The sequence below is a fragment of the Streptomyces sp. NBC_01508 genome (assembly GCF_045040315.1).
Taxonomy (GTDB): Bacteria; Actinomycetota; Actinomycetes; order Streptomycetales; family Streptomycetaceae; genus Streptomyces.
Genome location: NZ_CP109419.1, coordinates 3,409,034 through 3,432,312, shown reverse-complemented (window position 1 = coordinate 3,432,312; position 23,279 = coordinate 3,409,034). Strand labels below are relative to the sequence as shown.

The window sequence follows — 23,279 nt, the reverse complement described above, 5'->3', positions numbered from 1 at the left end:
GTGACTTTCGTTGCCAAGGGGGTGGCGAAGCTATGACCGCGGAGAACATCGTCGGTCTCGTCGTCGCCGTCGCCCTGCTGGGCTATCTCGTCCTCGCCCTGCTGTACCCGGAGAGGTTCTGAGCCCTGATGAGCCCCGTCCTCGCCGGTGTGCTCCAGCTGCTCGCGCTCATGGTGGCGCTGGCCCTGGCATACCGACCGCTCGGCGACTACATGGCCGGTGTCTACTCCTCCCCGAAGCATTTGCGGGTCGAGAAATGGATCTACCGTGCCATCGGCGCCAATCCCGCCACCGAGATGCGCTGGCCCGCCTATCTGCGCGGAGTCCTCGGATTCTCGTTGGTGAGTGTCCTCTTCCTCTATCTGCTGCAACGCGTCCAAGGCGCGCTGCCCGGTTCGCTCGGCTTCTCGTCGATCGATCCGGACCAGGCTTTCAACACCGCCGCCTCGTTCGTCACCAACACCAACTGGCAGTCCTACTACGGCGAACAGGCCATGGGCCACGTCGTACAGACCGGCGGCCTCGCGGTGCAGAACTTCCTGTCGGCCGCCGTGGGCATGGCCGTCGCCATCGCGCTCGTACGGGGCTTCGCCCGCTCCCGTACCGGTGAACTCGGCAACTTCTGGGCCGACATGGTGCGCGGCACCATCCGTATCCTGCTGCCGATCGCGCTGGTCGGAGCTGTACTGCTGGTCGCCTGCGGGGCGATCCAGAACTTCGCGGGCATTCACTCCGTCGGCCAGTTCATGGGCGGCAGCCAGCAGTGGAACGGCGGCGCCGTGGCCTCGCAGGAGGCCATCAAGGAGCTGGGCACCAACGGCGGCGGCTACTTCAACGCCAACGCCGCGCACCCCTTCGAGAACCCCAACGGACTCTCGAACCTCCTTGAGATCTTCCTGATCCTGCTCATTCCCCTCTCGCTGACGCGCACTTTCGGGCGGATGGTCGGCAGCGTCCGGCAGGGTTACGCGATCCTCGCCACGATGGTGACGATCTGGGTCGTCTTCACCGCGCTCATGATGTGGACCGAATTCGCCCACAACGCACCGGCCTTCGACATCGCAGGCGGCGCTTTGGAGGGCAAGGAGACACGGTTCGGAGTCGGTGCCTCGTCCCTCTTCTCGGTGGCGACGACACTCACCTCAACCGGCGCGGTCAATTCATTCCTCTCCTCGTACACCGGCTTCGGCGGCGGAATCGCCATGCTGGGAATGCAGTTGGGTGAGATCGCCCCCGGCGGGGTGGGCTCCGGGCTGTACGGAATTCTCATCATGGCCGTCATCGCGGTGTTCCTCGCGGGCCTGATGGTCGGCCGCACACCGGAATATCTCGGAAAGAAGATCGGCATCCGCCAGATCAAATTCGCCGCGTGCTACATCCTCATCACCCCCGCCCTGGTGCTCTGTTTCACCGGCGTGGCGATGGCGATGGACACCCCGGCGAATTCGATGACGAACAGCGGCGCGCACGGATTCTCCGAGATTCTGTACGCCTATACGTCGGGCGCCAACAACAACGGTTCGGCGTTCGCCGGGCTCAACGCCGACACCCAGTGGTTCAACACCACCATCGGTATCGCGATGCTGCTCGGCCGCTTCCTGCCCATGGTGTTCGTCCTGGCGCTGGCCGGCTCGCTCGCCGAGCAGAAACCGGTGCCGATGACCGCTGGCACCCTGCGTACCGACAAGCCGCTCTTCAGCGGGCTGCTCGTCGGCACGATCATGATCGTCGCCGGTCTGACCTACTTCCCGGCGCTCGCGCTGGGACCGCTCGCCGAAGGACTCGCGTCATGAGTACTGCCACCTCCACCCCCACGCCCGATCCCGGCTCCGGCTCCGGCTCGGGTCCCTCGCGGGCGCCGCACTCCGACGTCCCGACCTCGCACCGGCCCGGCGGCGACGGGCGCGTCGGCGGCGGCCTCTTCGACCCCCGGCAGCTGGTCAAGTCGCTTCCCGACGCCCTGCGCAAGCTCGACCCGCGGGTGATGGTCAAGTCGCCCGTGATGTTCGTGGTCGAGATCGGCTCGGTGTTCACCACCGTGCTGGCGATCACGAAGCCCGGGGACTGGTTCGGCTGGGCGATCGCCGCCTGGCTGTGGCTGACCACGATCTTCGCCAACCTCGCCGAGGCGGTCGCCGAAGGCCGCGGCAAGGCGCAGGCCGACACCCTCCGCAAGGCCAAGACCGACTCCGTCGCACGGCGGATCGTCGGCCCCAACGAGGAGCGCGTCCCCGGCACCGACCTGCGCGTCGGGGACCGGGTGGTCTGCGAGGCCGGCGACATCATCCCCGGTGACGGCGATGTGGTGGAGGGAGTCGCCTCCGTCGACGAGTCGGCGATCACCGGTGAATCGGCCCCCGTCATCCGCGAGTCGGGCGGTGACCGCAGCGCGGTCACCGGGGGGACGAAGGTGCTCTCCGACCGTATCGTCATCAAGATCACAACCAAGCCCGGCGAGACGTTCATCGACCGGATGATCGCGCTGGTCGAAGGCGCGGCCCGGCAGAAGACGCCCAACGAGATCGCGCTGAACATCCTTCTCGCGTCACTCACGATCGTCTTCCTGCTGGCCGTCGTCACCCTCCAGCCGTTCGCGATCTACGCGGGCGCCGAGCAGTCGATGATCGTGCTGACCGCGCTGCTCGTCTGTCTCATCCCCACCACGATCGGCGCTCTGCTGTCGGCCATCGGCATCGCCGGCATGGACCGGCTCGTGCAGCGCAACGTCCTGGCGATGTCGGGGCGGGCCGTCGAGGCGGCGGGGGACGTCTCGACGCTGCTGCTCGACAAGACCGGCACGATCACGCTCGGCAACCGGCAGGCGGCGGCCTTCCTCCCGGTGAAGGGGGTCACCGCCGCCGAACTCGCCGACGCCGCACAGCTCTCGTCGCTGGCCGACGAGACGCCCGAGGGCCGTTCCATCGTGGTCCTGGCGAAGGAGAAGTACGGCCTGCGGGAGCGCAGGCAGGGGGAGTTGGGCCAGACCGACTGGGTGCCGTTCACGGCGCAGACCCGGATGTCGGGCGTGGATCTCGTTGACCTGGTGGACGTCGTCGGCGTCACGGACGCCACGGCGGGGGAGCCGGGGGCCGGGACCGGAGCCGTACGCAAGATCCGTAAAGGCGCGACCGGTTCGGTCGTCGCGTGGGTCGAGCAGCACGGCGGCCACGTCGCGCCGGACGCGCACACCCTCACCGACCGCATCTCCGAGGACGGCGGCACACCGCTGCTCGTCGCCGTCGAGGACGGGCGCGGGGCGCGGATCCTGGGCGTCATCCACCTCAAGGACGTCGTCAAGGAGGGCATGCGGGAGCGGTTCGAGGAGCTGCGCCGGATGGGCATCAGGACCGTCATGATCACGGGCGACAACCCGCTGACGGCACGGGCCATCGCGGACGAGGCGGGCGTGGACGACTTCCTCGCCGAGGCCACACCCGAGGACAAGATGGCGCTCATCAGGCGCGAACAGGCGGGCGGCAAGCTCGTCGCGATGACCGGCGACGGTACGAACGACGCGCCCGCGCTGGCCCAGGCGGACGTCGGCGTGGCCATGAACACCGGCACCTCGGCCGCGAAGGAGGCCGGGAACATGGTGGACCTGGACTCCAACCCGACCAAGCTCATCGAGATCGTCGAGATCGGCAAGCAACTGCTCATCACGCGCGGTGCGTTGACGACGTTCTCGATCGCCAACGACGTCGCGAAGTACTTCGCGATCATCCCGGCGATGTTCGCCGTCGTGTATCCGGGGCTGGACAAGCTCAACATCATGAACCTGTCCTCACCCGAGTCCGCGATCCTCTCGGCGGTCGTCTTCAACGCGCTGATCATCGTCGCGCTGGTGCCGCTGGCCCTGCGCGGCGTGCGCTACCGACCGATGAGCGCGGACCGGATGCTGCGGCGCAACATCGGGATCTACGGCGTGGGCGGCCTGATCGCCCCCTTCGTCGGCATCAAGATCATCGACCTGCTCATCTCCTCCATTCCCGGAATCGGTTGATGTCCATGAACACCTCATTCGGCAGCACCGCACGGCTCCTCGGCGCCGGGCTGCGCGCCCTCCTCGTACTGACCCTCGTCTGCGGCGTGCTCTACCCGCTCGCCGTCATGGGCATCGGACAGGGGCTCTTCAACCATCAGGCCAACGGCTCCGAGATCACCTCCAACGGCAAGGTCGTCGGCTCCGAACTCATCGGCCAGCGCTACGACTTGCCCCTCAAGAAGGGCGAGGAGACCCCGGCGCCCGACCTCAAGTGGTTCCAGCCGCGCCCGTCCAACGGCCTCGGCAGCAACAGCGTCAACACCCAGTACAAGCTGATCCTGTCCGGCGCGACCAACAGGGCCGGTGACAACGAGGAGTTGATCCAGTGGGTGAAGGACGCGAAGGCGGCCGTCATCAAGGACAACTCGGTGGACGGCTACAAGGTCGAGCCGTCGGACGTACCGCCCGACGCGGTCACCTCGTCCGGCTCCGGCCTGGACCCGGCGATCTCCCCGCAGTACGCCCAGCTCCAGGTGCACCGGATCGCGAAGCTCAACGGCCTGGACGTCGAGAAGGTCGAGAAGCTGGTGGACGAGCACACGGACGGGCGGATCCTGGGATTCGTGGGGGAGCCGCGGGTGAATGTGCTGGAGCTGAACATCGCGTTGAAGGCGCTTGAGGGCAAGTGAGGCGCTGCCAGGGCGAGTTACGTGTCACGTGGTGGTGCCCGCCGGTCGCGCGGGCACCACACCGTGGGGTCCGGCCCGGCGCCTGGACCCGGACTCTCCCACCGGGGGAGGGTCCACCACGAGGACGTGCGGGACGAGCGCGCTCCTCGATGACCTTTCGCGCGTCGAGCGCGAGGCCGTGCGAGCGCTGAGCCGCCTGGAGGGGCACTGGCATCGGCACTCCGCCGACCACTGGAGCTGCCGCGATGCCGTTGCCGCGTATCGGAGTCATCATCGTGACCATGGGCAATCGCCCTCGGGAGCTGGCGGCTCTGCTCGCTTCGGTGGAGAGGCAGGACGTCCCCGCGGCACGGGTGGTTCTGGTGGGCAACGCGACACCTCTCACCGAGGTCATGACGGACGCGACCAAGGTCCCGCTGGCAGAGAATCTGGGCTGCCCCGGCGGTCGCGACGTCGGGCTGGAACCGCTGCGCGACTCCGGCGATGCCGACATCGTCATCGAGCTGGACGACGACGGCCTGCTCATCGCCGACGACGTGTTCCGCACCGTCCGGTGACCGCCTTCCTCGGCGGCGGTCACGCGTTCTCGATGCCCATGCTCCGGCAGATCGGCCTGTGGCCGGCGGAGTTCTTCTTCGGGCACGAGGAGTCCGACCTGGCCCGGCGTCGGCTGCCGGTCCCGCTGGTCCCGGTGCATCTCGGGGTGTGGATCCTCCGCACCGTCGCGCGGACGCGGTCTCTGGCGGGGCTGAACGCGTGGTGGGGTGGCTTCGTCGAGGGGGTGCGGACGCCGTGCGGTCCGCGTGGGCCGATGAAGTGGCGCACGGTGTGGCGGATGACCCGGCTGGGTCGCCCGCCCATCCTCTGAACGGCCGTCCATTCGCGGGCCGCACCCGCACTACCCCGTCAACTCGCCCCAGGCCGCGGCGAGTCGGCGTACCAACTCGTCGATGCGGTCGGCAGCCAGGGCGAACGGGACGCGGATGTGGTCGTCGTGGGCGCCGCCCGGGTCGGTCGCGGAGCCCGGGACCACCTCGACGCCGTGCCGGAGCGCGACCTGGGCGAAGATCTCCGCGTCGGTGCCGCCCGGCAGCCGGGTCCACAGTGCCGCGCCGCCGGCGGGGCGGTGCCAGGTCCAGCCGGGGAGGCGGTCGGTGAGCCGGGATTCGAGGCGGGTGAGGCCGGATCGCAGGGCGGGGGCGCGGGAGTTCTTGATGTCGTCGAGGCGGGGCAGCAGCCGGGCGGCGAGCGCCTGGTCGAGGATCGGGGTGCCCATGTCCGCGAGCGCCTTGAGCCGGGCGAGCCGTTCCACCGTGCCGTTTTGACTTCGCAGCCAGCCGATGCGCAGGCCGCCCCAGACCGCCTTGGTGAGGGATCCGATGGTGAGCGTGTCCGCGCCGGGCGGGGCGAAGGCCGCGACCGGTGGGGGGTCCGGCGCGTCGGTGAGCCGGGTGTCGTACGCCAGGTCCTCGACCACCGGGACCCGGTGCCGGGCGGCGAGTTCGGCGATTCGCCGGCGGCGGGCGGTGGACATCAGGATGCCGGTCGGATTGTGGTAGGTCGGGGTGACATGCAGCAGCGCGGCCCCGGGGAGCGCCTGGGTGAGCCCGTCGAGGCGGATGCCGTCCTCGTCGAGCGGCACCCGGTGCGGTCGGGCGCCGGCGGCCAGGAACGCGTCGAGGCAACCGGGCCAGCTCGGGGTCTCGACGACGACGGGTGAGAACCTGCGTACGTACAACTGCGCGGTGAGCGCCAGCGCCTGCGTGGCGCCGGTGGTGATCAGAATCTGGTCGGGCGTGGTGGGCAGCCCCTGTGCGGTGCAGTGGCCGGCGACGGCCACCCGCAGCACGGGCAGCCCGCGCGGGTGGTACCCGGAATCGGCGAGCAGCGCGTCGAGTCCGTCCATGGCCGTCAACTCCGCCAGCGCCGAGCGGACTTGGGGAGCGGCCCCGGTCGAGGTCACCGCCAGCGAGATCATGTCGCCGGGACCGTCGACCAGCCGCTGCACCAGCGCGGTCGCGCCGCCGCCGGGCACCCGCCCGTCGGCGCCCCGCACCGGCCCGGTCCTGACGGAGATCCGGGTTCCGCTGCCCCGGCGGCTGTCCACGGCTCCCGTACCCCTCAGCTCGTCGTAGGCGGAGACCACGGTGGCCCGGCTGACCGCGAGGGCCGCCGCGAGGGCGCGCTCGGACGGCAGCCGCTCGCCGGGGGCCAGGTCGCCGGAGCGGATGCGGTCGTGGAGGGCGGCGGCGAGTCTGCCGTACAGGGGGCCGGGGCCGGTCATCCAGCTGCCGAGGATCTCCGTCAGCTCGGCCGGCTGCCAGGAACGGTCCACTTTCCCCTCCAATGGCCCGGTTGTTCTCGCCCGGGTGTCGCAAAGCTAGTGCTTCGGCACCGGATCACGCGGTACGCGGCTGAGAACAGCCGCCTCGACAAGGGAGAACACCCGGATGGACAGCAGACTGCGCGCGATCACCGATCTGTCGGTGGCGCGGACCCGAGAACTGGCCGGACTGCACGACTTGTACGACGGACAGGTCCAGGACCTGTCACCCGACGGCGTCCACCGCGCGCTGTCCGCCCTGGGCGGCGAGCCCTACCCCGATCCGCACGACGAGGCGCACGCCCGCTCCGCCGAATCGGCCGCGGCGGTGTACTTCGGGCAACTGGAGCAGCACCGCGGCAACCCGTTCCTCCATGTCGCCAACCTCGACACGGCCTGCTACGACCGCGCCTACGCCCCCGCCGACGAGCGCCGTTCGGCCCGAGCGGCGCATCTGCGCCGGTGGCCGGAGGCCGTGGACGCGGCGGTCACGTCCCTGGACCGGGTCCCGGCGCCGGTGGCGCGGGCCACGCTGCCCGCCGCCCGCGCGCTGGCGGACAGCGCCGCCGGGGACGAGCGGGCCCGGGCCGCGCACGCCCGGTTCGTGGCGCACCTGGAGCACGCCGCGGAGCACGGCGATCCGTCGGCGGCCATCGGCGGTGAGGCGCTGCGGCTGCTGATGTCGTCCGCCGAAGCCTGCGAAGTGGACCTGTCCGAACTCGCCGACCGCGCCGAGGCGGAGCGCGAACTCCTGCTCGGCATACTCCGCGCGGCGGGCGCGCCGGGCGACTCGGTACGGGAGACCGTACGCAAGGCACAGGCCGACCGGCCGCCCGCCGACCGCGTCGTCGAGGAGGCGCGGGTACTGGCCGCCGAGGCGGTGGCGTGGGCGGCGGCGCGGGGACTCGTCCCGTACGGCGACGGCGAGTGCCTGGTGCTCCCGGCCCCCGCCTCCCGCCGCCATGTGATGGCCGGCCTGCGGCCCGCGGCACCGGGGGAGCCGGACGCCGCCAGCCTCTTCCACATCACCCCGCCCGATCCCACCTGGCCCCCGCGCGAACAGGAGCAGTGGCTCTCGGTATTCAACCGCTCCTTCCTCGCCGCGTTCGTCGTGCACGAGGTCGCGCCCGGTCACCACTCGCACGGCCGGGCGCTGCGCCGGGCACGCGGCGATGTGCGCCGCACCCTCATGTCGGAGGCGTTCACGGAGGGTTGGGCGGTGTACGCGGAACACCTCGCCCTGGAGGAGGGCTTTCGCTCGCACGATCCCCGTACCGCCGTCGGGATCGCACTCTCCGGTCTGCAACGGGCCGTCAGGCTGTCCTGCGCGATCGGACTGCACACCGGTGCGATGACGGTCGAGGACGCGGAACACCGCTTCACCGAGGACGCCTTCCTCGAAGGCCCGGCGGCCCTGGCGGAGGCGCGGCGCGGGCTGTGGGACCCCCAGTACGGGCACTACACCTGGGGAAAGACCGCCATCCTCCAGGTACGTGAGCGGGCCAAGTCCCGCTGGGGCGCGGGCTATTCACCGGCCCGCTTCCACTCGGCGCTGCTCGCACTCGGCGCGCCGCCGCTCGGTCTGCTCGACACGGCAGTGGAGCGCGGCTGATGCCGACCGCGGCCCAACTGCTCGCGTTCGCCGGTGTCTCCCTCGCGCTGATACTCGCGCCGGGACCCAACCTGGTCTACATCCTGACGCGAAGCGTGGCGCACGGCCGCCGGGCGGGGCTCGTCTCGGCGGCCGGCGTGGAGACGGCGACGCTGGCGCATGTCGCCGCCGCCGCGCTGGGCGTCGCGGAACTGATCGCCCGCTCCGAGGCGGCCTTCCTGGTGCTGAAGTACGCGGGCGTCGGCTACCTCGCGTATCTGGGGATCAAGGCGCTACGGGGCTCCGCCGCCCCGGACCTGGAGGGGCAGGCCCAACCGGCGGCGCTGTGGCGGACGTTCCGGGACGGGGCGCTGGTCAATCTGCTCAACCCGAAGGTCGCCCTGTTCTTTCTGGCGTTCCTGCCGCAGTTCGCCGCTCCGGGGCCGGCCGCGCGCACGCACATGCTGGTGCTCGGCTCGGTGTTCTTCGCGATCGCCCTGGCCCTGGACGTGATCTACGCACTCGCGGGCGGCGCGGTGAGCGCGTGGCTACGGCGCCGCCCGCGCGTTCTCGACCGACAGCACTATGCGATCGGCGGCGTCTACCTCGTCCTCGGCGCGGTGGCCGCGCTGCCTGTGTCCTGACCCGTGAGGTCAACGAGTTTCTGGGCAGCGGTTGTTGAGCACTTCGGCCGAAACCCCGCGCATGGCTCACATGTACCGATAGATTCATCGACCCCCCACCAAGAACGCTCTATGCACTACTTGAGGGGACATCTCATGAGCCACCAGTACCCGCACGAGCCGCCGAACCAGCCGTACGGGCAACAGCCGCAGGGCGGGCAGTACGGGCCGCCGCAGGCCCCGCAGGCCCCGCAGGCCCCGTACCAGCCGGTCCCGCCGTATCAGCACCCCGAGCCGCCGAAGCAGCGGTCGTGGTTCGCCCGGCACAAGGTGATGACTGTCATCGGCGCGCTCGTCGCGGTGATGATCATCGGCGGCATCGCGAGCGGCGGCGGCGACGACACCGCATCCGACACGGCGAAGACGGCACCGGAGAAGCAGGCCGACGCCAAACCGGCCGACGCGGACGCGGCCGACAAGGAGAAGCCGGCCGACAAGCCGAAGAAGGATCTCTCCCAGGCCGACGAGTTCAAGGCGTTCGTCGGGAAGAGCGGCACGGGCCCGGAGAAGGCCGCCGTCAAGCACGTCACCAAGGTCCAGGGCGCCGACACCCAGACCGACATCCTCGACGCTGCCGACATCTACACCGACTACGCGGGTGGCCTGATGGGCCCGAACCAGGGCGACGCGAAGCTGCTCGCCTCCGCGTTCGCGGACTGGAAGACGTCGAAGAACGGGCTGGTCACGGTGTACGACAAGGACGGCGAACTGATGGCCAACGGCAACTTCTGACGGGGCCGGGCGACGCGGAACCGCCCCGCCGACCGGCCCCACCGCGACCATCCCCCCTCGCGGCGGGGCCTCCCCACAGAAGGGTCAGCGCAGCGCGTGTAGTAGTCGGCGACGTCCCTGCCGGGGACGCCGTCCGGGGAGAAGTTCCGGGTCATGGGGGCCATGGCGATCCGGCTGCGCGAGGTGAGTCCGCGGACCGCCAACGGGCGGGCGAGGGTGTCCGCGGTGCGGGGGGTGGGCGCGTCTGTCACAACAGGTCCTGTTCATCGGCGGTCGGGTATCCGTCGATCGGCAGCATCCGAGCTGCCTCGACATTCCCCCGCTTGGGCTGCCCGATGTGGTGCGGGTCTCCGGGGGAGGCGGCTCAGTCCTTCAGGCCGTAGAAGTGCACCGGCGAGTTCGGCCTGAAGCCGATACGCGGGTACACCGGTGCCCCGGCAGCCGTCGCGTGCAAGGTGGCGCGGGTCAGTCCGGTGGCCCGGCCGCCCTCGTACAGCGCCTTGCGGGTGACCGCCTCGCCGTAGCCCCTGCGCTCCCACGCCGGGTGCGTGGCGACGAGTACGACGAACAGGTTGCCCTCCGCTTCCACCGTCCCGGCGCACGTCACGGGAACGCCGTCGCGCATGCCCAGGTAGGCGTACACGTGCTCCTTCCACAGCGTGGAGCCGAGCAGCCCGGCCCGGCCGTCCGCCAGGGGGAAGCCGTAGGCGAGCGAGTTGAGGTCCGCGTAGGCGCGCAGGTGCTCGTCGGTACGCACGCGCACGAACGTCAGGTCGGGGTGGGCCGGCTCGGGGAGGGGGAGCAGGTCTCCGGCCATGCCGACCCCGGGGAAGGCGTACGCGAGGCCCACCCGCTCGGCCGCCACCGGCAGCGCCGAGCGTGCCTCGTCCTCAAGAAGGTCCTCGAAGATCCACAGGAATCCCGGCCGTTCCTTCGCCCGCATGACCTCCGCCGCCTGCGCCAGACGCTCCTCCAGCACCCCCGCGTCCGCGCCGACCTCGGTCGGCGTGACGCAGTTCCAGAACGGAAACCGGGAGTCGGCCCAGCGGACGGCGAGGCCCGGAAGGTCTCGTACATCCGCGTCCGGGTCCCGGTCGAGCGCCATGGCCCGCCAGACGACGGTGAGTTGCCGCATCGATTCGATCGAGTCCACGAGATCCGCCATGGGAACCCCTCACTTGGGCGAGCGTGCAAAGGAACTGTCCGAGAGGACAACGATCCCCGCCGGGTTTCGTGGTGTCATCAACGCCGCCGGTCCCCACGGCCGGAACCGGACGCGGCGGGCGGTTCCGCGACGCCGACGAACTGCCCGGCCACGGACCGGACGCGGACCGACCACCCCCGCGCGGTGAGGTCGTCGTCAAGCGTCCGGGCGTCGTGGAACACCTTCACGACGCGGTACCGGCTGCCGTCGCCGAGTCGGCGCAGCGCCGCCGGGGCGGGCTGATCCGCGAGGACTTCCTCCTCCGCCGCCACCGCAGGGCCGTCGTCGACGAAGACCGCCCGGCCGCCCGGCGCGAGCGCGGCGGCGACGGCGTCCCAGAAGTCGGGCAACCGGGCCGGTGGCACATGGGAGAGCCAGAAGGCGAAGAACACGGTGTCGTAGCGCCGCGCCGGCCGCCACGCGAAGACGTCGGCCTGAACGAACCGAACGCCGGGCGAGGCGGCGGTACGCGTACGCGCGAGGGCCAGCACCTCGGCCGCCGCGTCGACGGCCGTCACCGAATCCGCCCGCGCGGCGAGCAGCGGGGTCCACTGGCCCGTGCCGCAGGCCAGCTCCAACACATCGCCGGAGATGGGAAGTTCATCGATGACGGTCAGCAACTCCCGTAGCTCCGCCCGCTGCGTGTACGGCCGGTCGTACTCGGCCGCACCGGCCCGGTAGTAGGCCAACTGCTCGGCCAGCAGGGCGTCGTCATCCATGCGGGTTCCTCTCGTCCGGGACCGGCCGGAGCCAAGTACGCCCTCGGCTCGCCGACTTGATCGCCACGGACAGAGTTTCGGGCTTCCCCTTCGGGCAAGGTCAAGAACCGCGGGCTCCGGCACGGCCCGTCCTTGATCCGCCCCCGCTCACGACCGCAGAAAGCGGTACGGCTGATGCCCCGCCTCGTGCAGCCGGTGCGAGAAGCCCTGGCATTCGTGCAGTGAGTCTCTCCGGGGTGTTACCAGCCGTGCTCTGCCAGTGTTCCCGAGCCCTCCAGGTAGCCGAGGAGTCCTTCCTTGGGGTACTCGATGATGTCTTCGGGCAGTTCGTGGACGCCGAACCACTGGAGTGCGAGGCATTTCGCGGGTTCCTTGTTGACGGGGTCCCCGGTCCAGTCGGTGGCCTCGAAGAAGAATCCGATCCGTTCCACGGTCTCGCTCTGCCTGTGGTGCACGACGTGCACCAGCCGCAGGTGGGCCGGGTCGACCCGGACGCCGGTCTCCTCCAGCAGTTCGCGGGCGGCGCCGGCGCCGAGCGGTTCGCCCTGGTCGAGTTTGCCGGAGGGCAGGTGCCAGCGGCCGTAGCCGTAGGGGCCTCCGCGCTGCGAGAAGAGGAGCTTGTCTCCGTCGCGCAGGAGGACGTGCGTGTCGATGACGGGCTGCGCGGGGTGCGGATTCATGGTTCCTGGGGGGTGATTGGTGGTGTTGGGGCGGCTGACGTTACCGGCGGATGGGAGATCGCGTCGGCGATTGAGGTCGCGACCTCCGGGACGCTGCGGGGCAGACAGGAAGGGTCTGTGGTGACGAACATCGGCTTCGCGTCCTCGGTGCCCTGCACACACGTCATGTGCGGGCCTTCCTGATCCCACGACAGAACCCAGACACCGGAGGCCGTACGGACGGCTCGGGCGCGGGCACCGGCCGTCGTCTCGATCCAGGCGGGGTGGTCAGTCGTCAGAACGCCGGGCATGAATGCTCCTCATGGTGCGTGCGGTTGGTGCGCCGTAGCCTCTCGCGTTTGGCCGAAGGGAGGAGAGGAGATGTTGTGCTTCCGGCAGGCTGATCGGGCTCAGTGTGAGAGCGGCGTCGCTGTCGCAGCGGACGCAGTCGTGGTGGAAGTACAGGTCGAGGAAACCGCCGCCGGTGGCTGCCGCGAAGGCGGCGCCGAGTCGGCGCATGACCTGCCGTGCCTCGGGCCATTCCTCCAGGTGCCGCTCCACTCTCCGCACGGGTGCGCCGAGGAGGCGTGCGAGGCGGTCGGCCGTGGTGACGGTGATGTCGCCCAGGGCGATCCTGCCCTGCTCCACCGTGAGACCGGGGACGTCGAGACCGCGCTCGCGCAGCGCGGTACGCAGGGCGTCGGCGGTCTGGTGGAGCGGTGTTGTGTAGTGGGGGTGCGCATCATCGGTCGGGGTGCTCATGGAATCTCCGGGGAGTGCGTGAAGCGTTGTCCGATGGCGTTCAGCCCCGTACCGCGATGGCGGCGGTCAGCGCGAGAACGAGTCCCGTGACGCTGAGGTAGGTGTAGAGGACGTGGATCAGGACGGGGTGTTCGCGGCGAACGGCCTTGAGCGCGGTGAAGGAACGGGAGGCGGGCCGGTGGCTCAAGACAGGCCGTCCGGCTCCGCCGTCCGCCAACGGCGCAGGGACTCCAGCAGAAGTCGCAGCATTTCGGTGTCCGTCTTCGGGACGTGCTCGGCGACGGCGAAGCCGTACGCGGGCGGCTTCCCCTCCCACGACGCCCCCGGCACACGCCGCTCGCCGGTTCTGGAAGGGGCGCGGGGAGCGGGTACGGGTTGGGCCATCAGCCACTCACCGGCCCGACCCGCACCGTGCACCACGTGCAGGTCCCTTTGCGTCCCCAGTCGCGGGCGAAGTACGTCACGAGCCGCATGCCCCGCCCGCCCTCGTCCTCCGGACCCGCCTCCCGCAACTCCGGAGCGCCGGCGGAGTGATCATCGACCTCGATCAGCACCTCACCGGCGGTGTCACAAGTGATCCGGAGGGAAACTGAGTTGGCGGTGCCGTGAACGACCGCGTTCGTCACGATCTCGCTGACCAACAACTGCACCGTCCCGACCACGTCCCGATCCCTGACGCCCGCCTTCCCCAGCACAGCCGCCGTCACCCGACGCGCACGCTCCACATGCCCCGGATCGGCATCGAACGACATCGCAGCGTGCGCAGTCCTCATCGGCCGTCTCCAAGTCGCCGTCTCTCCAACCGCCGGGATCACCTCGGGACGAGCCGATAACCGCCGGAAGGGCAAGGCAGGAGCACGGTGTGCGAGTGGCGTCAGGAGCACGGGATTCCCTCCGAGGTCGTGGTACGTCCTCCTGGGCAAGCCGGAGGACTTCACCGTTCTGCTCCGGTACTCGGAAGCTTGCGAGTCCAGGGCAAGGCGTTTCGTGTGACGCTCGGACCGAAAGCCTGACAGCCACGTTCGGTAGTCGCGTCGTGACAAGACAACGGCGGAGGTGGCAGCTCAAGGAAGGAACTTCTGCCGAACTTCACTGGTCGGGGTGGGAGTTGGCTCAGTGCCTTTCCGGTCGGACTCAGGTGACCGCTCCTGGCAGGGACCTTGCCGGGCGTGCTGACCAGCGCTGTGGAACTCTTGCTGAACTTCGGTGCCCGTTATCAGGCTGAGGGACTGTGCGGCAGGGCATGCGCTGCCACACTGATCCGTGTGATGGAACTGAACGGGCGACCCGCAGACCCCGAGTCCCTGAAGGCCCTGGCGCTGGTCAACTACGGGCACTTCACCTCGATGCGCGTCGACAACCAGCGCGTACGTGGTCTGGCCCTGCACATGGAACGGCTTGCGCGGGACTGCCTGACGGTGTTCGACGCCCGTCTCGACATCGATCGCGTACGGGAGTACGTGCGTCGTGCCGTGAGCGGACAGGACGGGGCGTTCGTGGTCCGGGTATCGGTGTTCGACCCGGCTCTGGACATGGGGCGCCCCTCGTCGCCGGCGACCCCGCATGTCTTGGTGACCACCCGCCCGAGCGGTCCCATGCCCCTGCCGCCGCTGCGGGCGAAGTCCGTTCCGTACGTGCGCGATCTGCCCGGTGTGAAGCATCTCGGCCTGTTCGGAGCACTGCACGCCCGACGAGCCGCCCAGTTGTCCGGCTTCGACGACGCGCTGTTCTTCGGCCCCGACGACCTCGTGTCCGAGGGAGGCACCTGGAACGTCGGATTCATCGACGCGACCGGCTCTGTCGTGTGGCCCAAGGGGGACGTACTGCCGGGCGTCACCATGGCGTTGCTCCAGCAGCACCAGCACCACACCCACACCACCGCGCCGGTGGCGCTCGGTGCGGTGCGCGGGATGGAGGCGGCCTTCGCCACCAACACGAGTATCGGCGTCCGGGCTATCTCAGCCATCGACGGCATCGCGTTGCCCACCGAGCACCCGGTGCTCGCCTCGATGCGTGACACGTATCTGAGTCTGCCGGGCGACCCGGTCTGAGGAGCGGCTCGCCATGGGGGTAGTCCGCTGGACCGGACGCGAGACGAAGACACTGAGGCTGGCCTATCGCATGACGGTCCGGGCGTTCGCCGCCCGCATCGGCGTGAGCGACCGCATGGTCTCCAAATGGGAGAAGAGCGGCCTCGACGTCGTACCGCGCCAGGGCACCCAAGCAGCACTGGACACCCTGCTGTCCGTCGCCGGCACCGAGGTCCAGGAACGGTTTGCCACGCTGATCACCGAGCAGGCCGCATCGGGCGACGACGCGCGCACGGAGACACTGCTCGCGGCCGACGCACACCGCCATCAGCGCCACCCCGTGGACGGCAAGCTGATGGCGCTGGTCGAAGAAGGCATGTACCTCGCCGGAACCGGCGGGGAGACAGTGTGGCTACCGGCCTTCTGGATCGACGTCTTCCCCACGACGAACGCCGACTACGCCCGGTACCTCCGTGCCACCGGCCAGGCCCCGCCCCGGCATTGGGGCAGCGACGGCCGGTGCCCGGACAGCGTCTTCGACCACCCCGTGGTGTGGGTGACCTGGCGCGAGGCAACCGCCTACGCCGCCTGGGCCGGTAAGTCACTTCCCAGCAGCCGACAGTGGGAGAAGGCGGCCAGAGGCCCACGGGGCAACCCGTACCCGTGGGGCGACTCGGCGACCGCCGCCAAATGCAACGTCCGTGAATCCGGCATAGGACACACCACCCCCGTCAGCCGGTACCGCAGCGGCGTAAGCCCCCTTGGCGTCTTCGACCTCTGCGGCAACGTCTGGGAATGGTGCGCCACCGAAACCCGGCCCGGACGCTACGAACTCAAAGGCAGCGCCTTCACCAGCCCATTCGCCCTCGCCGCACCCTCCTCGTTCAACGACGCGTCAAGCACCATGCAGGACGACGACACAGGCTTCCGCTGTGCCACAGCGGCCCCTCCGAGTGGGAACCGGTCGCTCTGATGCGCAGTCTCGTGGAAGGACTCCACCGAGCACCCGGCTACGTCGACCTCTACGCCCACTCGCTGTGGGCATTGCTGGCGGCTCACCGGTGGCTTCCGCTCGCCTCTCCCCCTCTGGCGGACAGACTCGGCAGGCGGACGGTACAACTACTCGACGGCGGCCTGATCTCCTCACGAGCAAGGCAGGAACTGACCGCCGTGCATTACGTTTTACGCGAGAACCGCACGTGACAGACCGGAGGACACACCACATGGCCGATGACACGGGACAGGCGAAAGGCACGGCGGGTTTCCTGCTGGAGATGGGCATGCTCAAGCGTGCCAAGCGAAGTGGATGGTGGATCGCCGGAGTCAAGGACCCCGAGACGATCGCCGAGCACAGCTTCCGTGTCGCCCTCATCGGCTCGGTACTCGCCATGATGGAGGGCGCCGACCCGGCGAAGACGGCCCTTCTCGGCCTGTGGCACGACACGCAGGAGACCCGCGTCAGCGACATCCCGCACATCGGCCGCCGCTACCTGGACGCCGCCTCGAACGAGAAGGTCACCGCGGACCAGGTCTCCGCAGCCCACCCGGCCGTACGGGAGGGCGCCCAGCGCATCGTCGAGGAATACGAGAACGGCGACTCACTCGAAGTGATCTGCGCGCACGACGCCGACAAGCTCGAATGCCTGATCCAGGCCGTCGAGTACCGGGAACAGGGCTACTCGAACGTCCAAGGCTGGATCGACAGCAGCCTCCAGAAACTCAAGACCGCATCCGCTCAGGCACTCGCCGAGGCCGCTTTGAGTATGACCTCGGTGGAGTGGCAGAAGACCTACCTCCGCTGAAGCGATCGCCGTCGAAGAGTGGGCCAAGGACCCCATTTCCATGGGTGTATCCGGGCGCCATTCGCCGCATCGGCCGGCGGCGCGGACAGACGCCGGACGCATGCGACCGCTCGGCTGGTCCGTCAGCCGGGCGGTCGTGTGATCGTCTGAGCCGCTCGCAGGGCCGACGCGGTGCCCCGGCGGCCTGACAGTCCTACGTGGCCGCTCCTTCTGCTTGACCACGGCTCCCTTTTCAATTCCGTTCCCCGGACGCCCACTTGAGAAGGACGCCCGTACCCCGAGGAACGCGACCTCAGCGGCTCACGGCCACACCAAGCAGTACGGCTGGTGCCCCGCCTCGTGCAGCCGGTGGCTGAAGTCCTGCCACTCGTGCAGGAGTTGGTAGACGTTGTAAGCGTCCCGCGGCCCGCCCCGGTCCGGCACCGTCGACCAGATGAAGGCCGCCGCTCCCACCGACTCCTCGCCGATGCCGCGCAGCGGGTCCACCACCGTCATCGGAAGCTTGACCACCGCGTAATCCGGGTGCAGTACGACCAGTTCGAGCGGGGGGACCTTGTTCAGGGGCAGGCCCTGGATGCCCGTGAGGACCATCGCGGCTATCGTCTCGGGCTTGATCTTGGTGAACATGCCGCCCATGCCCAGCTCGTCGCCGCCCAGCTCCTCCGGGCGCATCGAAATGGGGACGCGGGCAGCCGTCGCCCCGTCCGGGGCGCCGAAGTACTTGTACGTCACGCCCACCCGGCCGCTCCCGCCGCCCGGAGGCCGGCCGCCGCTACCGCCGACGGGAGGCTGCGCGCGAGCCTCTCGCTCACGGCGCCGGTGCTTCCCCCGCCGGGCAGGGTCGGGCCCGAGGTCATCGGTACCCTCGCCCAGTCCGCCACCGCGATGCATATCTCCACCCGACCACTCGCAGCCCCGGCCGCGCAACCCGATCATCGTGACAGTGACCTCCCCCGCGAACGCCCGGTGAAACACCAGTCCGCGGATACATCGGAGCCTCTGACACCATGGATTGCGTGAGCTTCCCCTATGACGCCCCAGTTTCGCAGACGCTGGGGCCCTGACGCCCTTATGTAGTACGAGGAGACCGCGCGACCCGCTCATCGGTGGCCGAGATCCTTCGTCCCAGCCACCCGACCCCGAATCGCAGATCAGGACCAAAGTGTCGTATTCATACGAAGCCCCCGTTTCGCAGGCGCTTTTCGACCGTGCGTCGATCGTGACGCCCGGCGGAGTGAACTCTCCCGTCCGTGCCTTCCGGGCCGTGGGTGGTACGCCCCGGTTCATGGTGTCCGGTGACGGTCCGTACCTCACCGACGCCGACGGGCGCGACTATGTCGACCTCGTCTGCTCCTGGGGTCCGATGATCCTCGGGCACGCGCGGCCCGAGGTCATCGAGGCCGTCCAGGCCGCCGTCGCCCGGGGTACGTCCTTCGGTACGCCCGGTGAGGGCGAGGTCGCGCTCGCCGAGGAGATCGTCGCCCGGGTCGCGCCCGTCGAGCAGGTCCGGCTCGTGTCGTCCGGCACCGAGGCCACCATGTCGGCGATCCGGCTCGCCCGGGGGTTCACCGGGCGCGCGAAGATCGTGAAGTTCGCGGGGTGCTACCACGGGCACGTGGACGCGCTGCTCGCCGCCGCCGGGTCCGGCGTCGCGACGTTCGGTCTCCCCGACACGCCCGGGGTGACCGGCGCGCAGGCCGGGGACACCGTCGTACTGCCGTACAACGATCTGGCGGCTGTACGCGAGGCGTTCGCCGCGCACCCCGGTGAGATCGCCTGTGTGATCACCGAGGCCTCGCCCGGGAACATGGGCGTCGTGCCGCCGCGTGACGGGTTCAACGCCGGGCTCAAGGAGCTGTGCGCCGCGAACGGCGCGCTCTACATCTCCGACGAGGTGATGACCGGATTCCGTACGTCGAAGGCCGGCTGGTACGGCATCGACGGCGTCGCGCCCGACCTGATGACCTTCGGCAAGGTCATGGGCGGCGGATTCCCCGCCGCGGCCTTCGGCGGTCGCGCCGACGTCATGGCGCACCTCGCGCCGGCCGGTCCCGTCTACCAGGCGGGCACGCTCTCCGGCAATCCCGTCGCCACCGCCGCCGGGCTCGCGCAGCTGCGGCTGCTGGACGACGCGGCGTACGCGAAGGTCGACGCCGTGTCGGCCGAGATCCGCGCTCTGGTCACCGACGCCCTCCGTAAGGAGGGTGTCGCGCACCGGGTGCAGACGGCGGGCAACATGTTCTCCGTCTTCTTCACCGCCGACGAGGTGCGGGACTACGAGGACGCCAAGCGGCAGGAAGCGTTCCGGTACACCGGCTTCTTCCACTCGATGCTCGCCGCCGGCGTCTATCTGCCGCCGTCCGCCTTCGAGTCCTGGTTCGTCTCCACCGCCCACGACGACCGCGCCGTCGAGCGCGTCGCCGCCGCCCTGCCGGCCGCCGCCCGCGCGGCGGCGGAAGCGACCGGGACCGGAGTGAGCGCATGAGCGCCGAGACCACCGTCGTCCACGTCGTACGGCACGGCGAGGTCCACAACCCCGAAGGGGTTCTCTACGGGCGCCGCGACGGCTACCACCTGTCCGAACTCGGCCGTAAGATGGCCGACCGCGTCGCCGAGCACCTCGCGGACCACGACATCACCTATGTCGTCGCCTCCCCGCTGGAGCGCGCGCAGGAGACGGCGATGCCCGTCGCCAAGTCCCACGGCCTGCCCCTGAACACCGACGACCGCCTCATCGAGGCCGCGAACGTCTTCGAGGGCAAGACCTTCGGGGTCGGCGACGGAGCGCTGCGCTCCCCCGCCAACTGGCGTCATCTCACCAACCCGTTCCGGCCCTCCTGGGGTGAGGCGTACGTCGACCAGGTCGCCCGCATGAGGGCCGCCCTGGCCGAGGCGCGCGACGCGGCCCGCGGGCACGAGGCCGTGTGCGTCAGCCACCAGCTGCCGATCTGGATCGTGCGCAGCCATTTCGAGCGCCGCAGGCTCTGGCACGACCCGCGCCGCAGACAGTGCACGCTCGCGTCGCTGACGACCTTCACCTACGAGGGGGAGAAGCTGATCTCCGTCGCCTATACGGAGCCGGCGCGTGATCTCGTACCCGCGCATCTGCTCGCCGGCGCCAAACCGGTAAAGGGCGCGTCAAAAGCTTTCGGAGCGTAGCCGGTCAATCGCCCACGGTTCGGCGGGAAATGTCACATCCGCCGTTACGCGCACGCGGATTTGCAATCCCTGGAACCTGTGAGTTCCCTGTGCCATCTAACGTGTTGTCGTCCGCATGACCGGCGGGCGTGACACGGACGAGGGCGGAAAAGGGGAACGATATGCGCGACATGAGCCGAAGGAGCCTGCTCGGAGCGGGAATTGGGGCAGCCGCCGCAATCGGAATCGCGGGCTGCGGTACCGACAGCGGTACGTCCGGCAATTCCGGTACGGACAGCGGCGGCGCCGGGGGCGAGAGCGGCGGCACGCCGAGTGCCGGGCGGCCCAGCGAGAAGAATGTCCGGCTCATCGGTGACGGGTCGACCGCCGACACCGGAAAGCAGCCGCACCAGCCGCCCGCCCCCGTACCGCTGGAGGCGGGCGAGACCCCGCCGCAGTTCGTGATCTTCTCCTGGGACGGCGCGGGCGACGTCGGCAACGGCCTCTTCCCGCGCTTCCTCGACCTCGCCCAGGACCACGGCGCGGCGATGACGTTCTTCCTCTCCGGCGTCTATCTGCTGCCGGAGTCGAAGAAGACGCTCTACCGGCCGCCGGGCAACGCCGTCGGCGCCTCCGACATCGGCTATCTCACCGACGCGCACATCAAGGACACGCTGAAGTACGTACGCCAGGCGTGGCTCGAAGGGCACGAGATAGGCACCCACTTCAACGGGCACTTCTGCGCCGGTTCCGGCTCCGTCGGCAACTGGTCGCCGAAGCAGTGGCGCGACGAGACCGAACAGGCCATCGGCTTCGTCACCGAGTGGAAGACGAACAGCGGCTGGAAGGATCTCGATCCGCTGCCGTTCGACTACCGCAAGGAGCTGGTCGGCGGCCGTACGCCGTGTCTCCTCGGCCAGGACAATCTGCTGCCCATGGCGCGAAAGATGGGCTGGCGCTACGACGCCAGTTCGCCCGGCGGCCGGCAGATGTGGCCGGGGAAGCGGCAGGACGTGTGGGATCTGCCGTTGCAGGCCGTGCCGTTCCCCGGGCATTCCTTCGAGGTGCTGTCGATGGACTACAACATGCTCGCCAACCAGTCGAAGAATTCGACAAAGGGCGCGCCCGCGAATTATCCGGGCTGGCGCAAACAGGCCACCGAGGCATATCTCTCCGGATTCCGCCGCGCGTACGAATCGAATCGGGCCCCCTTCTTCATAGGGAATCACTTCGAGGAGTGGAACGGCGGCATATATATGGATGCGGTCGAAGACGCGATCAAGGGGATGGCGGGCAAGAAGGACGTACGGCTCGTCTCCTTCCGGCAGTTCACGGACTGGCTCGACGTCCAGGACCCGGCCGTACTCGCCAAACTCCGTACGCTGGAGGTCGGCCAGTCCCCGGCCGGCGGCTGGAACACCTTCCTCAAAACCGCCTGACGCCCGGCTCGGCAAAGGCCGGCAACGGGGCCGGCCAACGCCCTGACAGGGCGCTGACAGGGCGTTCCCCAGGAGTGAGGGGGGCGAAGAAGATCCCTCAATGGCCCATGCGAAACTTTTCACATGAACTTTGGCCGAGCCCTCCCAAGCCGCTCGAACCGACGCCCACGCGCCGCCGTTCCGGCCGTCGCGGTCGCGTCGGTGGCCATGCTCACCCTCGGGGCGTGCGGTGGCGGTGGCACGTCCGGCGGCGGTGGCGAAACCAACTTCGTGACCAACACCGGCGGGGTGCAGACCGTCGCCAAGGGCGAGCGCAAGGCGGTCAACAAGATCGCCGGTGAGACGCTCGAAGGCGAACAGCTCGACGTGGCCGACCTCAAGGGCAAGGTCGTCGTGCTGAACGTGTGGGGCTCGTGGTGCCCGCCCTGCCGCGCGGAGGCGCCGTACTTCGCGAAGGTCGCCAAGGAGACGGAGGCCGAGGGGCAGGACATCGCCTTCGTCGGTATCAACGCCCGCGACCCCAACAAGGGATCGGCCATAGCCTTCGAGAAGGACTACGGCGTCGAGTATCCGAGCATCTACGACCCGGCGGGCAAGCTCATCGTCAACGGCTTCCCCAAGGGCACGCTGAATCCGCAGGCCATCCCCTCCACGGTCGTGCTCGACCGGGACGGGAAGATCGCGGCCCGCTCGCTGAAGGCGCTGGACGAGAAGAAGCTGCGCGAGCTGATCGCCCCGCTGATCGCGGAGAAGTGATCTTGTGGAGGTTCTCGCCGCGGTGCCCGGCATGAATGAGACGGTCTTCAGCGGCGCGCTCGTGCTCGCGCTGCCGATCGCCCTGCTGGCCGGTCTGATCTCGTTCTTCTCGCCGTGCGTGCTGCCGCTCGTGCCCGGCTACCTCTCGTACGTCACCGGTATCAGCGGCACCGATCTGGCCGACGCGCGGCGCGGGCGGATGGTCATCGGCGCGGTGCTGTTCGTGGCCGGGTTCACCGCGGTCTTCGTCTCCGGCGGCGCCCTCTTCGGGTATTTCGGCGGCACCCTCCAGGACAACCGCGCGATCATCTCCCGGATCCTCGGTGTGCTCATGATCGCGATGGGCGTGTTCTTCATGGGGCTGATGCCCTGGCTCACCCAGCGTGAATTCCGCATCCACAAGCGGCCCGTGTCCGGGCTGGCCGGCGCACCCCTGCTGGGCGCGCTGTTCGGGGTCGGCTGGGCGCCGTGCATCGGTCCGACGTTCTCCGCGGTGAACATGCTGGCCTTCTCGGAGGCGACCGCCGGGCGGGGCGCCATACTGACCGTCGCGTACTGCGCCGGCCTCGGCGTGCCCTTCGTCCTGGCCGCCGTGGCCTTCCGCAAGGCCCTCGGGCTCTTCGGCTGGGTCAAGCGCCACTACGTGTGGGTGATGCGCATCGGCGGCGTGATGATGATCGCCACCGGGCTGCTGCTGGTGACCGGCGTGTGGGACGGCATCATGCAGGACATGCAGACGTGGACCAACGGCTTCACGGTGGGGATCTAGT

24 protein-coding genes and 2 pseudogenes are annotated in these 23,279 nt (G+C 69.6%); 16 read left to right on the top strand and 10 right to left on the bottom strand.

The window, feature by feature from the left end; genetic code table 11:
• Window positions 1-32: 32 nt before the first annotated feature.
• The 5 genes and pseudogenes from kdpF to OG700_RS15665 all read left to right on the top strand — a co-directional run bounded on the left by kdpF (window position 33) and on the right by OG700_RS15665 (window position 5,539).
• The gene (gene kdpF, locus OG700_RS15685) at window positions 33-122 is read left to right on the top strand and encodes a K(+)-transporting ATPase subunit F (protein ID WP_078075662.1); all 90 of its coding nucleotides are present in this window, start codon (window positions 33-35) and stop codon (window positions 120-122) included.
• A gap of 6 nt (window positions 123-128) precedes the next feature.
• Window positions 129-1,793, top strand: coding sequence for a potassium-transporting ATPase subunit KdpA (gene kdpA, locus OG700_RS15680; protein ID WP_405613932.1), 1,665 nt, complete (start codon window positions 129-131; stop codon window positions 1,791-1,793).
• A complete protein-coding gene (gene kdpB / locus OG700_RS15675; RefSeq protein WP_405613929.1) occupies window positions 1,790-4,000 on the top strand; it encodes a potassium-transporting ATPase subunit KdpB in 2,211 nt (736 codons plus the stop codon). The genes kdpA and kdpB overlap by 4 nt, the downstream gene beginning before the upstream one ends.
• A gap of 5 nt (window positions 4,001-4,005) precedes the next feature.
• Entirely contained in the window at window positions 4,006-4,671 is a 666-nt protein-coding gene (locus OG700_RS15670) for a potassium-transporting ATPase subunit C (RefSeq protein WP_405613927.1), read from the top strand.
• Between the two features lie 245 nt (window positions 4,672-4,916).
• Window positions 4,917-5,539 (top strand): annotated as a pseudogene (locus OG700_RS15665) (glycosyltransferase family 2 protein).
• Window positions 5,540-5,569: 30 nt separating this feature from the next.
• Here the strand turns inward: OG700_RS15665 and OG700_RS15660 are convergent.
• On the bottom strand, window positions 5,570-7,006 hold the full coding sequence (locus OG700_RS15660; RefSeq protein ID WP_405613925.1) for a PLP-dependent aminotransferase family protein: 1,437 nt from the start codon (window positions 7,004-7,006) through the stop codon (window positions 5,570-5,572).
• Between the two features lie 115 nt (window positions 7,007-7,121).
• Here OG700_RS15660 and OG700_RS15655 point away from each other — a divergent pair, with 115 nt between their 5' ends.
• From OG700_RS15655 to OG700_RS15645, 3 genes are all read left to right on the top strand, one after another.
• Window positions 7,122-8,606 carry a DUF885 family protein gene (locus OG700_RS15655; RefSeq protein WP_405613923.1) on the top strand — a complete coding sequence of 495 codons (1,485 nt, stop codon included), beginning with the start codon at window positions 7,122-7,124 and terminating at the stop codon, window positions 8,604-8,606.
• Window positions 8,606-9,229 carry a LysE family translocator gene (locus OG700_RS15650; protein WP_405613921.1) on the top strand — a complete coding sequence of 208 codons (624 nt, stop codon included), beginning with the start codon at window positions 8,606-8,608 and terminating at the stop codon, window positions 9,227-9,229. Before OG700_RS15655 ends, OG700_RS15650 begins: the two co-directional genes overlap by 1 nt.
• 135 nt (window positions 9,230-9,364) lie before the next feature.
• Complete coding sequence (locus OG700_RS15645; protein ID WP_405613919.1) at window positions 9,365-10,000, top strand: hypothetical protein; 636 nt, start codon at window positions 9,365-9,367, stop codon at window positions 9,998-10,000.
• Between the two features lie 53 nt (window positions 10,001-10,053).
• Here OG700_RS15645 and OG700_RS15640 read toward each other — a convergent pair.
• From OG700_RS15640 to OG700_RS15605, 8 genes and pseudogenes are all read right to left on the bottom strand, one after another.
• A pseudogene (locus tag OG700_RS15640) lies at window positions 10,054-10,251 on the bottom strand (12-oxophytodienoate reductase); the annotation flags it as partial.
• A 113-nt stretch (window positions 10,252-10,364) separates the two neighbouring features.
• On the bottom strand, window positions 10,365-11,165 hold the full coding sequence (locus OG700_RS15635; protein ID WP_405613915.1) for a GNAT family N-acetyltransferase: 801 nt from the start codon (window positions 11,163-11,165) through the stop codon (window positions 10,365-10,367).
• A 77-nt stretch (window positions 11,166-11,242) separates the two neighbouring features.
• A complete protein-coding gene (locus tag OG700_RS15630; protein ID WP_405613913.1) occupies window positions 11,243-11,923 on the bottom strand; it encodes a class I SAM-dependent methyltransferase in 681 nt (226 codons plus the stop codon).
• Window positions 11,924-12,162: 239 nt separating this feature from the next.
• Complete coding sequence (locus OG700_RS15625; RefSeq protein ID WP_405613911.1) at window positions 12,163-12,603, bottom strand: NUDIX domain-containing protein; 441 nt, start codon at window positions 12,601-12,603, stop codon at window positions 12,163-12,165.
• A 267-nt stretch (window positions 12,604-12,870) separates the two neighbouring features.
• Window positions 12,871-13,344, bottom strand: coding sequence for a hypothetical protein (locus OG700_RS15620; RefSeq protein WP_405613909.1), 474 nt, complete (start codon window positions 13,342-13,344; stop codon window positions 12,871-12,873).
• Between the two features lie 40 nt (window positions 13,345-13,384).
• Window positions 13,385-13,531: a hypothetical protein gene (locus OG700_RS15615; protein WP_405613907.1), complete on the bottom strand. Its 147-nt coding sequence runs from the start codon at window positions 13,529-13,531 to the stop codon at window positions 13,385-13,387.
• On the bottom strand, window positions 13,528-13,728 hold the full coding sequence (locus tag OG700_RS15610; protein WP_405613905.1) for a hypothetical protein: 201 nt from the start codon (window positions 13,726-13,728) through the stop codon (window positions 13,528-13,530). Before OG700_RS15610 ends, OG700_RS15615 begins: the two co-directional genes overlap by 4 nt.
• A complete protein-coding gene (locus OG700_RS15605) occupies window positions 13,728-14,096 on the bottom strand; it encodes an ATP-binding protein (protein WP_405613903.1) in 369 nt (122 codons plus the stop codon). Before OG700_RS15605 ends, OG700_RS15610 begins: the two co-directional genes overlap by 1 nt.
• A 513-nt stretch (window positions 14,097-14,609) precedes the next feature.
• On the opposite strand from OG700_RS15605, the gene OG700_RS15600 reads away from it, so the two are divergent.
• The 3 genes from OG700_RS15600 (at window position 14,610) to OG700_RS15590 (ending at window position 17,176) form a co-directional block, all read left to right on the top strand.
• Window positions 14,610-15,395: an aminotransferase class IV family protein gene (locus OG700_RS15600; protein ID WP_405613901.1), complete on the top strand. Its 786-nt coding sequence runs from the start codon at window positions 14,610-14,612 to the stop codon at window positions 15,393-15,395.
• A gap of 13 nt (window positions 15,396-15,408) precedes the next feature.
• Window positions 15,409-16,347 carry an SUMF1/EgtB/PvdO family nonheme iron enzyme gene (locus OG700_RS15595; RefSeq protein ID WP_405613899.1) on the top strand — a complete coding sequence of 313 codons (939 nt, stop codon included), beginning with the start codon at window positions 15,409-15,411 and terminating at the stop codon, window positions 16,345-16,347.
• A gap of 250 nt (window positions 16,348-16,597) precedes the next feature.
• Window positions 16,598-17,176, top strand: a complete 579-nt coding sequence (locus tag OG700_RS15590) for an HD family hydrolase (protein ID WP_405613897.1) — start codon at window positions 16,598-16,600, stop codon at window positions 17,174-17,176.
• Window positions 17,177-17,476: 300 nt separating this feature from the next.
• Here the strand turns inward: OG700_RS15590 and OG700_RS15585 are convergent, their stop codons facing one another.
• A complete protein-coding gene (locus OG700_RS15585; protein ID WP_405613895.1) occupies window positions 17,477-18,067 on the bottom strand; it encodes a hypothetical protein in 591 nt (196 codons plus the stop codon).
• A gap of 271 nt (window positions 18,068-18,338) precedes the next feature.
• Here OG700_RS15585 and hemL point away from each other — a divergent pair, with 271 nt between their 5' ends.
• The 5 genes from hemL to OG700_RS15560 all read left to right on the top strand — a co-directional run bounded on the left by hemL (window position 18,339) and on the right by OG700_RS15560 (window position 23,278).
• Window positions 18,339-19,661, top strand: coding sequence for a glutamate-1-semialdehyde 2,1-aminomutase (gene hemL, locus OG700_RS15580; protein WP_405613893.1), 1,323 nt, complete (start codon window positions 18,339-18,341; stop codon window positions 19,659-19,661).
• Window positions 19,658-20,335, top strand: a complete 678-nt coding sequence (locus tag OG700_RS15575) for a histidine phosphatase family protein (RefSeq protein ID WP_405613891.1) — start codon at window positions 19,658-19,660, stop codon at window positions 20,333-20,335. Before hemL ends, OG700_RS15575 begins: the two co-directional genes overlap by 4 nt.
• A 161-nt stretch (window positions 20,336-20,496) precedes the next feature.
• Window positions 20,497-21,753: a hypothetical protein gene (locus OG700_RS15570; protein ID WP_405613889.1), complete on the top strand. Its 1,257-nt coding sequence runs from the start codon at window positions 20,497-20,499 to the stop codon at window positions 21,751-21,753.
• A 123-nt stretch (window positions 21,754-21,876) separates the two neighbouring features.
• Complete coding sequence (locus tag OG700_RS15565; protein WP_405613887.1) at window positions 21,877-22,509, top strand: TlpA family protein disulfide reductase; 633 nt, start codon at window positions 21,877-21,879, stop codon at window positions 22,507-22,509.
• Between the two features lie 31 nt (window positions 22,510-22,540).
• Entirely contained in the window at window positions 22,541-23,278 is a 738-nt protein-coding gene (locus OG700_RS15560; protein ID WP_405613885.1) for a cytochrome c biogenesis CcdA family protein, read from the top strand.
• The last annotated feature ends 1 nt before the right edge of the window (window position 23,279 follow it).

What these genes read in the sequence shown, in the direction of transcription:
- kdpF (WP_078075662.1), top strand. Translation starts at nt 33, where the DNA reads ATGACCGCGGAGAACATCGTCGGTCTCGTCGTCGCCGTCGCCCTGCTG.
- kdpA (WP_405613932.1), top strand. Translation starts at nt 129, where the DNA reads ATGAGCCCCGTCCTCGCCGGTGTGCTCCAGCTGCTCGCGCTCATGGTG.
- kdpB (WP_405613929.1), top strand. Translation starts at nt 1,790, where the DNA reads ATGAGTACTGCCACCTCCACCCCCACGCCCGATCCCGGCTCCGGCTCC.
- OG700_RS15670 (WP_405613927.1), top strand. Translation starts at nt 4,006, where the DNA reads ATGAACACCTCATTCGGCAGCACCGCACGGCTCCTCGGCGCCGGGCTG.
- OG700_RS15655 (WP_405613923.1), top strand. Translation starts at nt 7,122, where the DNA reads ATGGACAGCAGACTGCGCGCGATCACCGATCTGTCGGTGGCGCGGACC.
- OG700_RS15650 (WP_405613921.1), top strand. Translation starts at nt 8,606, where the DNA reads ATGCCGACCGCGGCCCAACTGCTCGCGTTCGCCGGTGTCTCCCTCGCG.
- OG700_RS15645 (WP_405613919.1), top strand. Translation starts at nt 9,365, where the DNA reads ATGAGCCACCAGTACCCGCACGAGCCGCCGAACCAGCCGTACGGGCAA.
- OG700_RS15635 (WP_405613915.1), bottom strand. Translation starts at nt 11,165, where the DNA reads ATGGCGGATCTCGTGGACTCGATCGAATCGATGCGGCAACTCACCGTC.
- OG700_RS15630 (WP_405613913.1), bottom strand. Translation starts at nt 11,923, where the DNA reads ATGGATGACGACGCCCTGCTGGCCGAGCAGTTGGCCTACTACCGGGCC.
- OG700_RS15625 (WP_405613911.1), bottom strand. Translation starts at nt 12,603, where the DNA reads ATGAATCCGCACCCCGCGCAGCCCGTCATCGACACGCACGTCCTCCTG.
- OG700_RS15620 (WP_405613909.1), bottom strand. Translation starts at nt 13,344, where the DNA reads ATGAGCACCCCGACCGATGATGCGCACCCCCACTACACAACACCGCTC.
- OG700_RS15610 (WP_405613905.1), bottom strand. Translation starts at nt 13,728, where the DNA reads ATGGCCCAACCCGTACCCGCTCCCCGCGCCCCTTCCAGAACCGGCGAG.
- OG700_RS15605 (WP_405613903.1), bottom strand. Translation starts at nt 14,096, where the DNA reads ATGTCGTTCGATGCCGATCCGGGGCATGTGGAGCGTGCGCGTCGGGTG.
- OG700_RS15595 (WP_405613899.1), top strand. Translation starts at nt 15,409, where the DNA reads ATGGGGGTAGTCCGCTGGACCGGACGCGAGACGAAGACACTGAGGCTG.
- OG700_RS15590 (WP_405613897.1), top strand. Translation starts at nt 16,598, where the DNA reads ATGGCCGATGACACGGGACAGGCGAAAGGCACGGCGGGTTTCCTGCTG.
- OG700_RS15585 (WP_405613895.1), bottom strand. Translation starts at nt 18,067, where the DNA reads ATGCATCGCGGTGGCGGACTGGGCGAGGGTACCGATGACCTCGGGCCC.
- OG700_RS15575 (WP_405613891.1), top strand. Translation starts at nt 19,658, where the DNA reads ATGAGCGCCGAGACCACCGTCGTCCACGTCGTACGGCACGGCGAGGTC.
- OG700_RS15570 (WP_405613889.1), top strand. Translation starts at nt 20,497, where the DNA reads ATGCGCGACATGAGCCGAAGGAGCCTGCTCGGAGCGGGAATTGGGGCA.
- OG700_RS15565 (WP_405613887.1), top strand. Translation starts at nt 21,877, where the DNA reads ATGAACTTTGGCCGAGCCCTCCCAAGCCGCTCGAACCGACGCCCACGC.
- OG700_RS15560 (WP_405613885.1), top strand. Translation starts at nt 22,541, where the DNA reads ATGAATGAGACGGTCTTCAGCGGCGCGCTCGTGCTCGCGCTGCCGATC.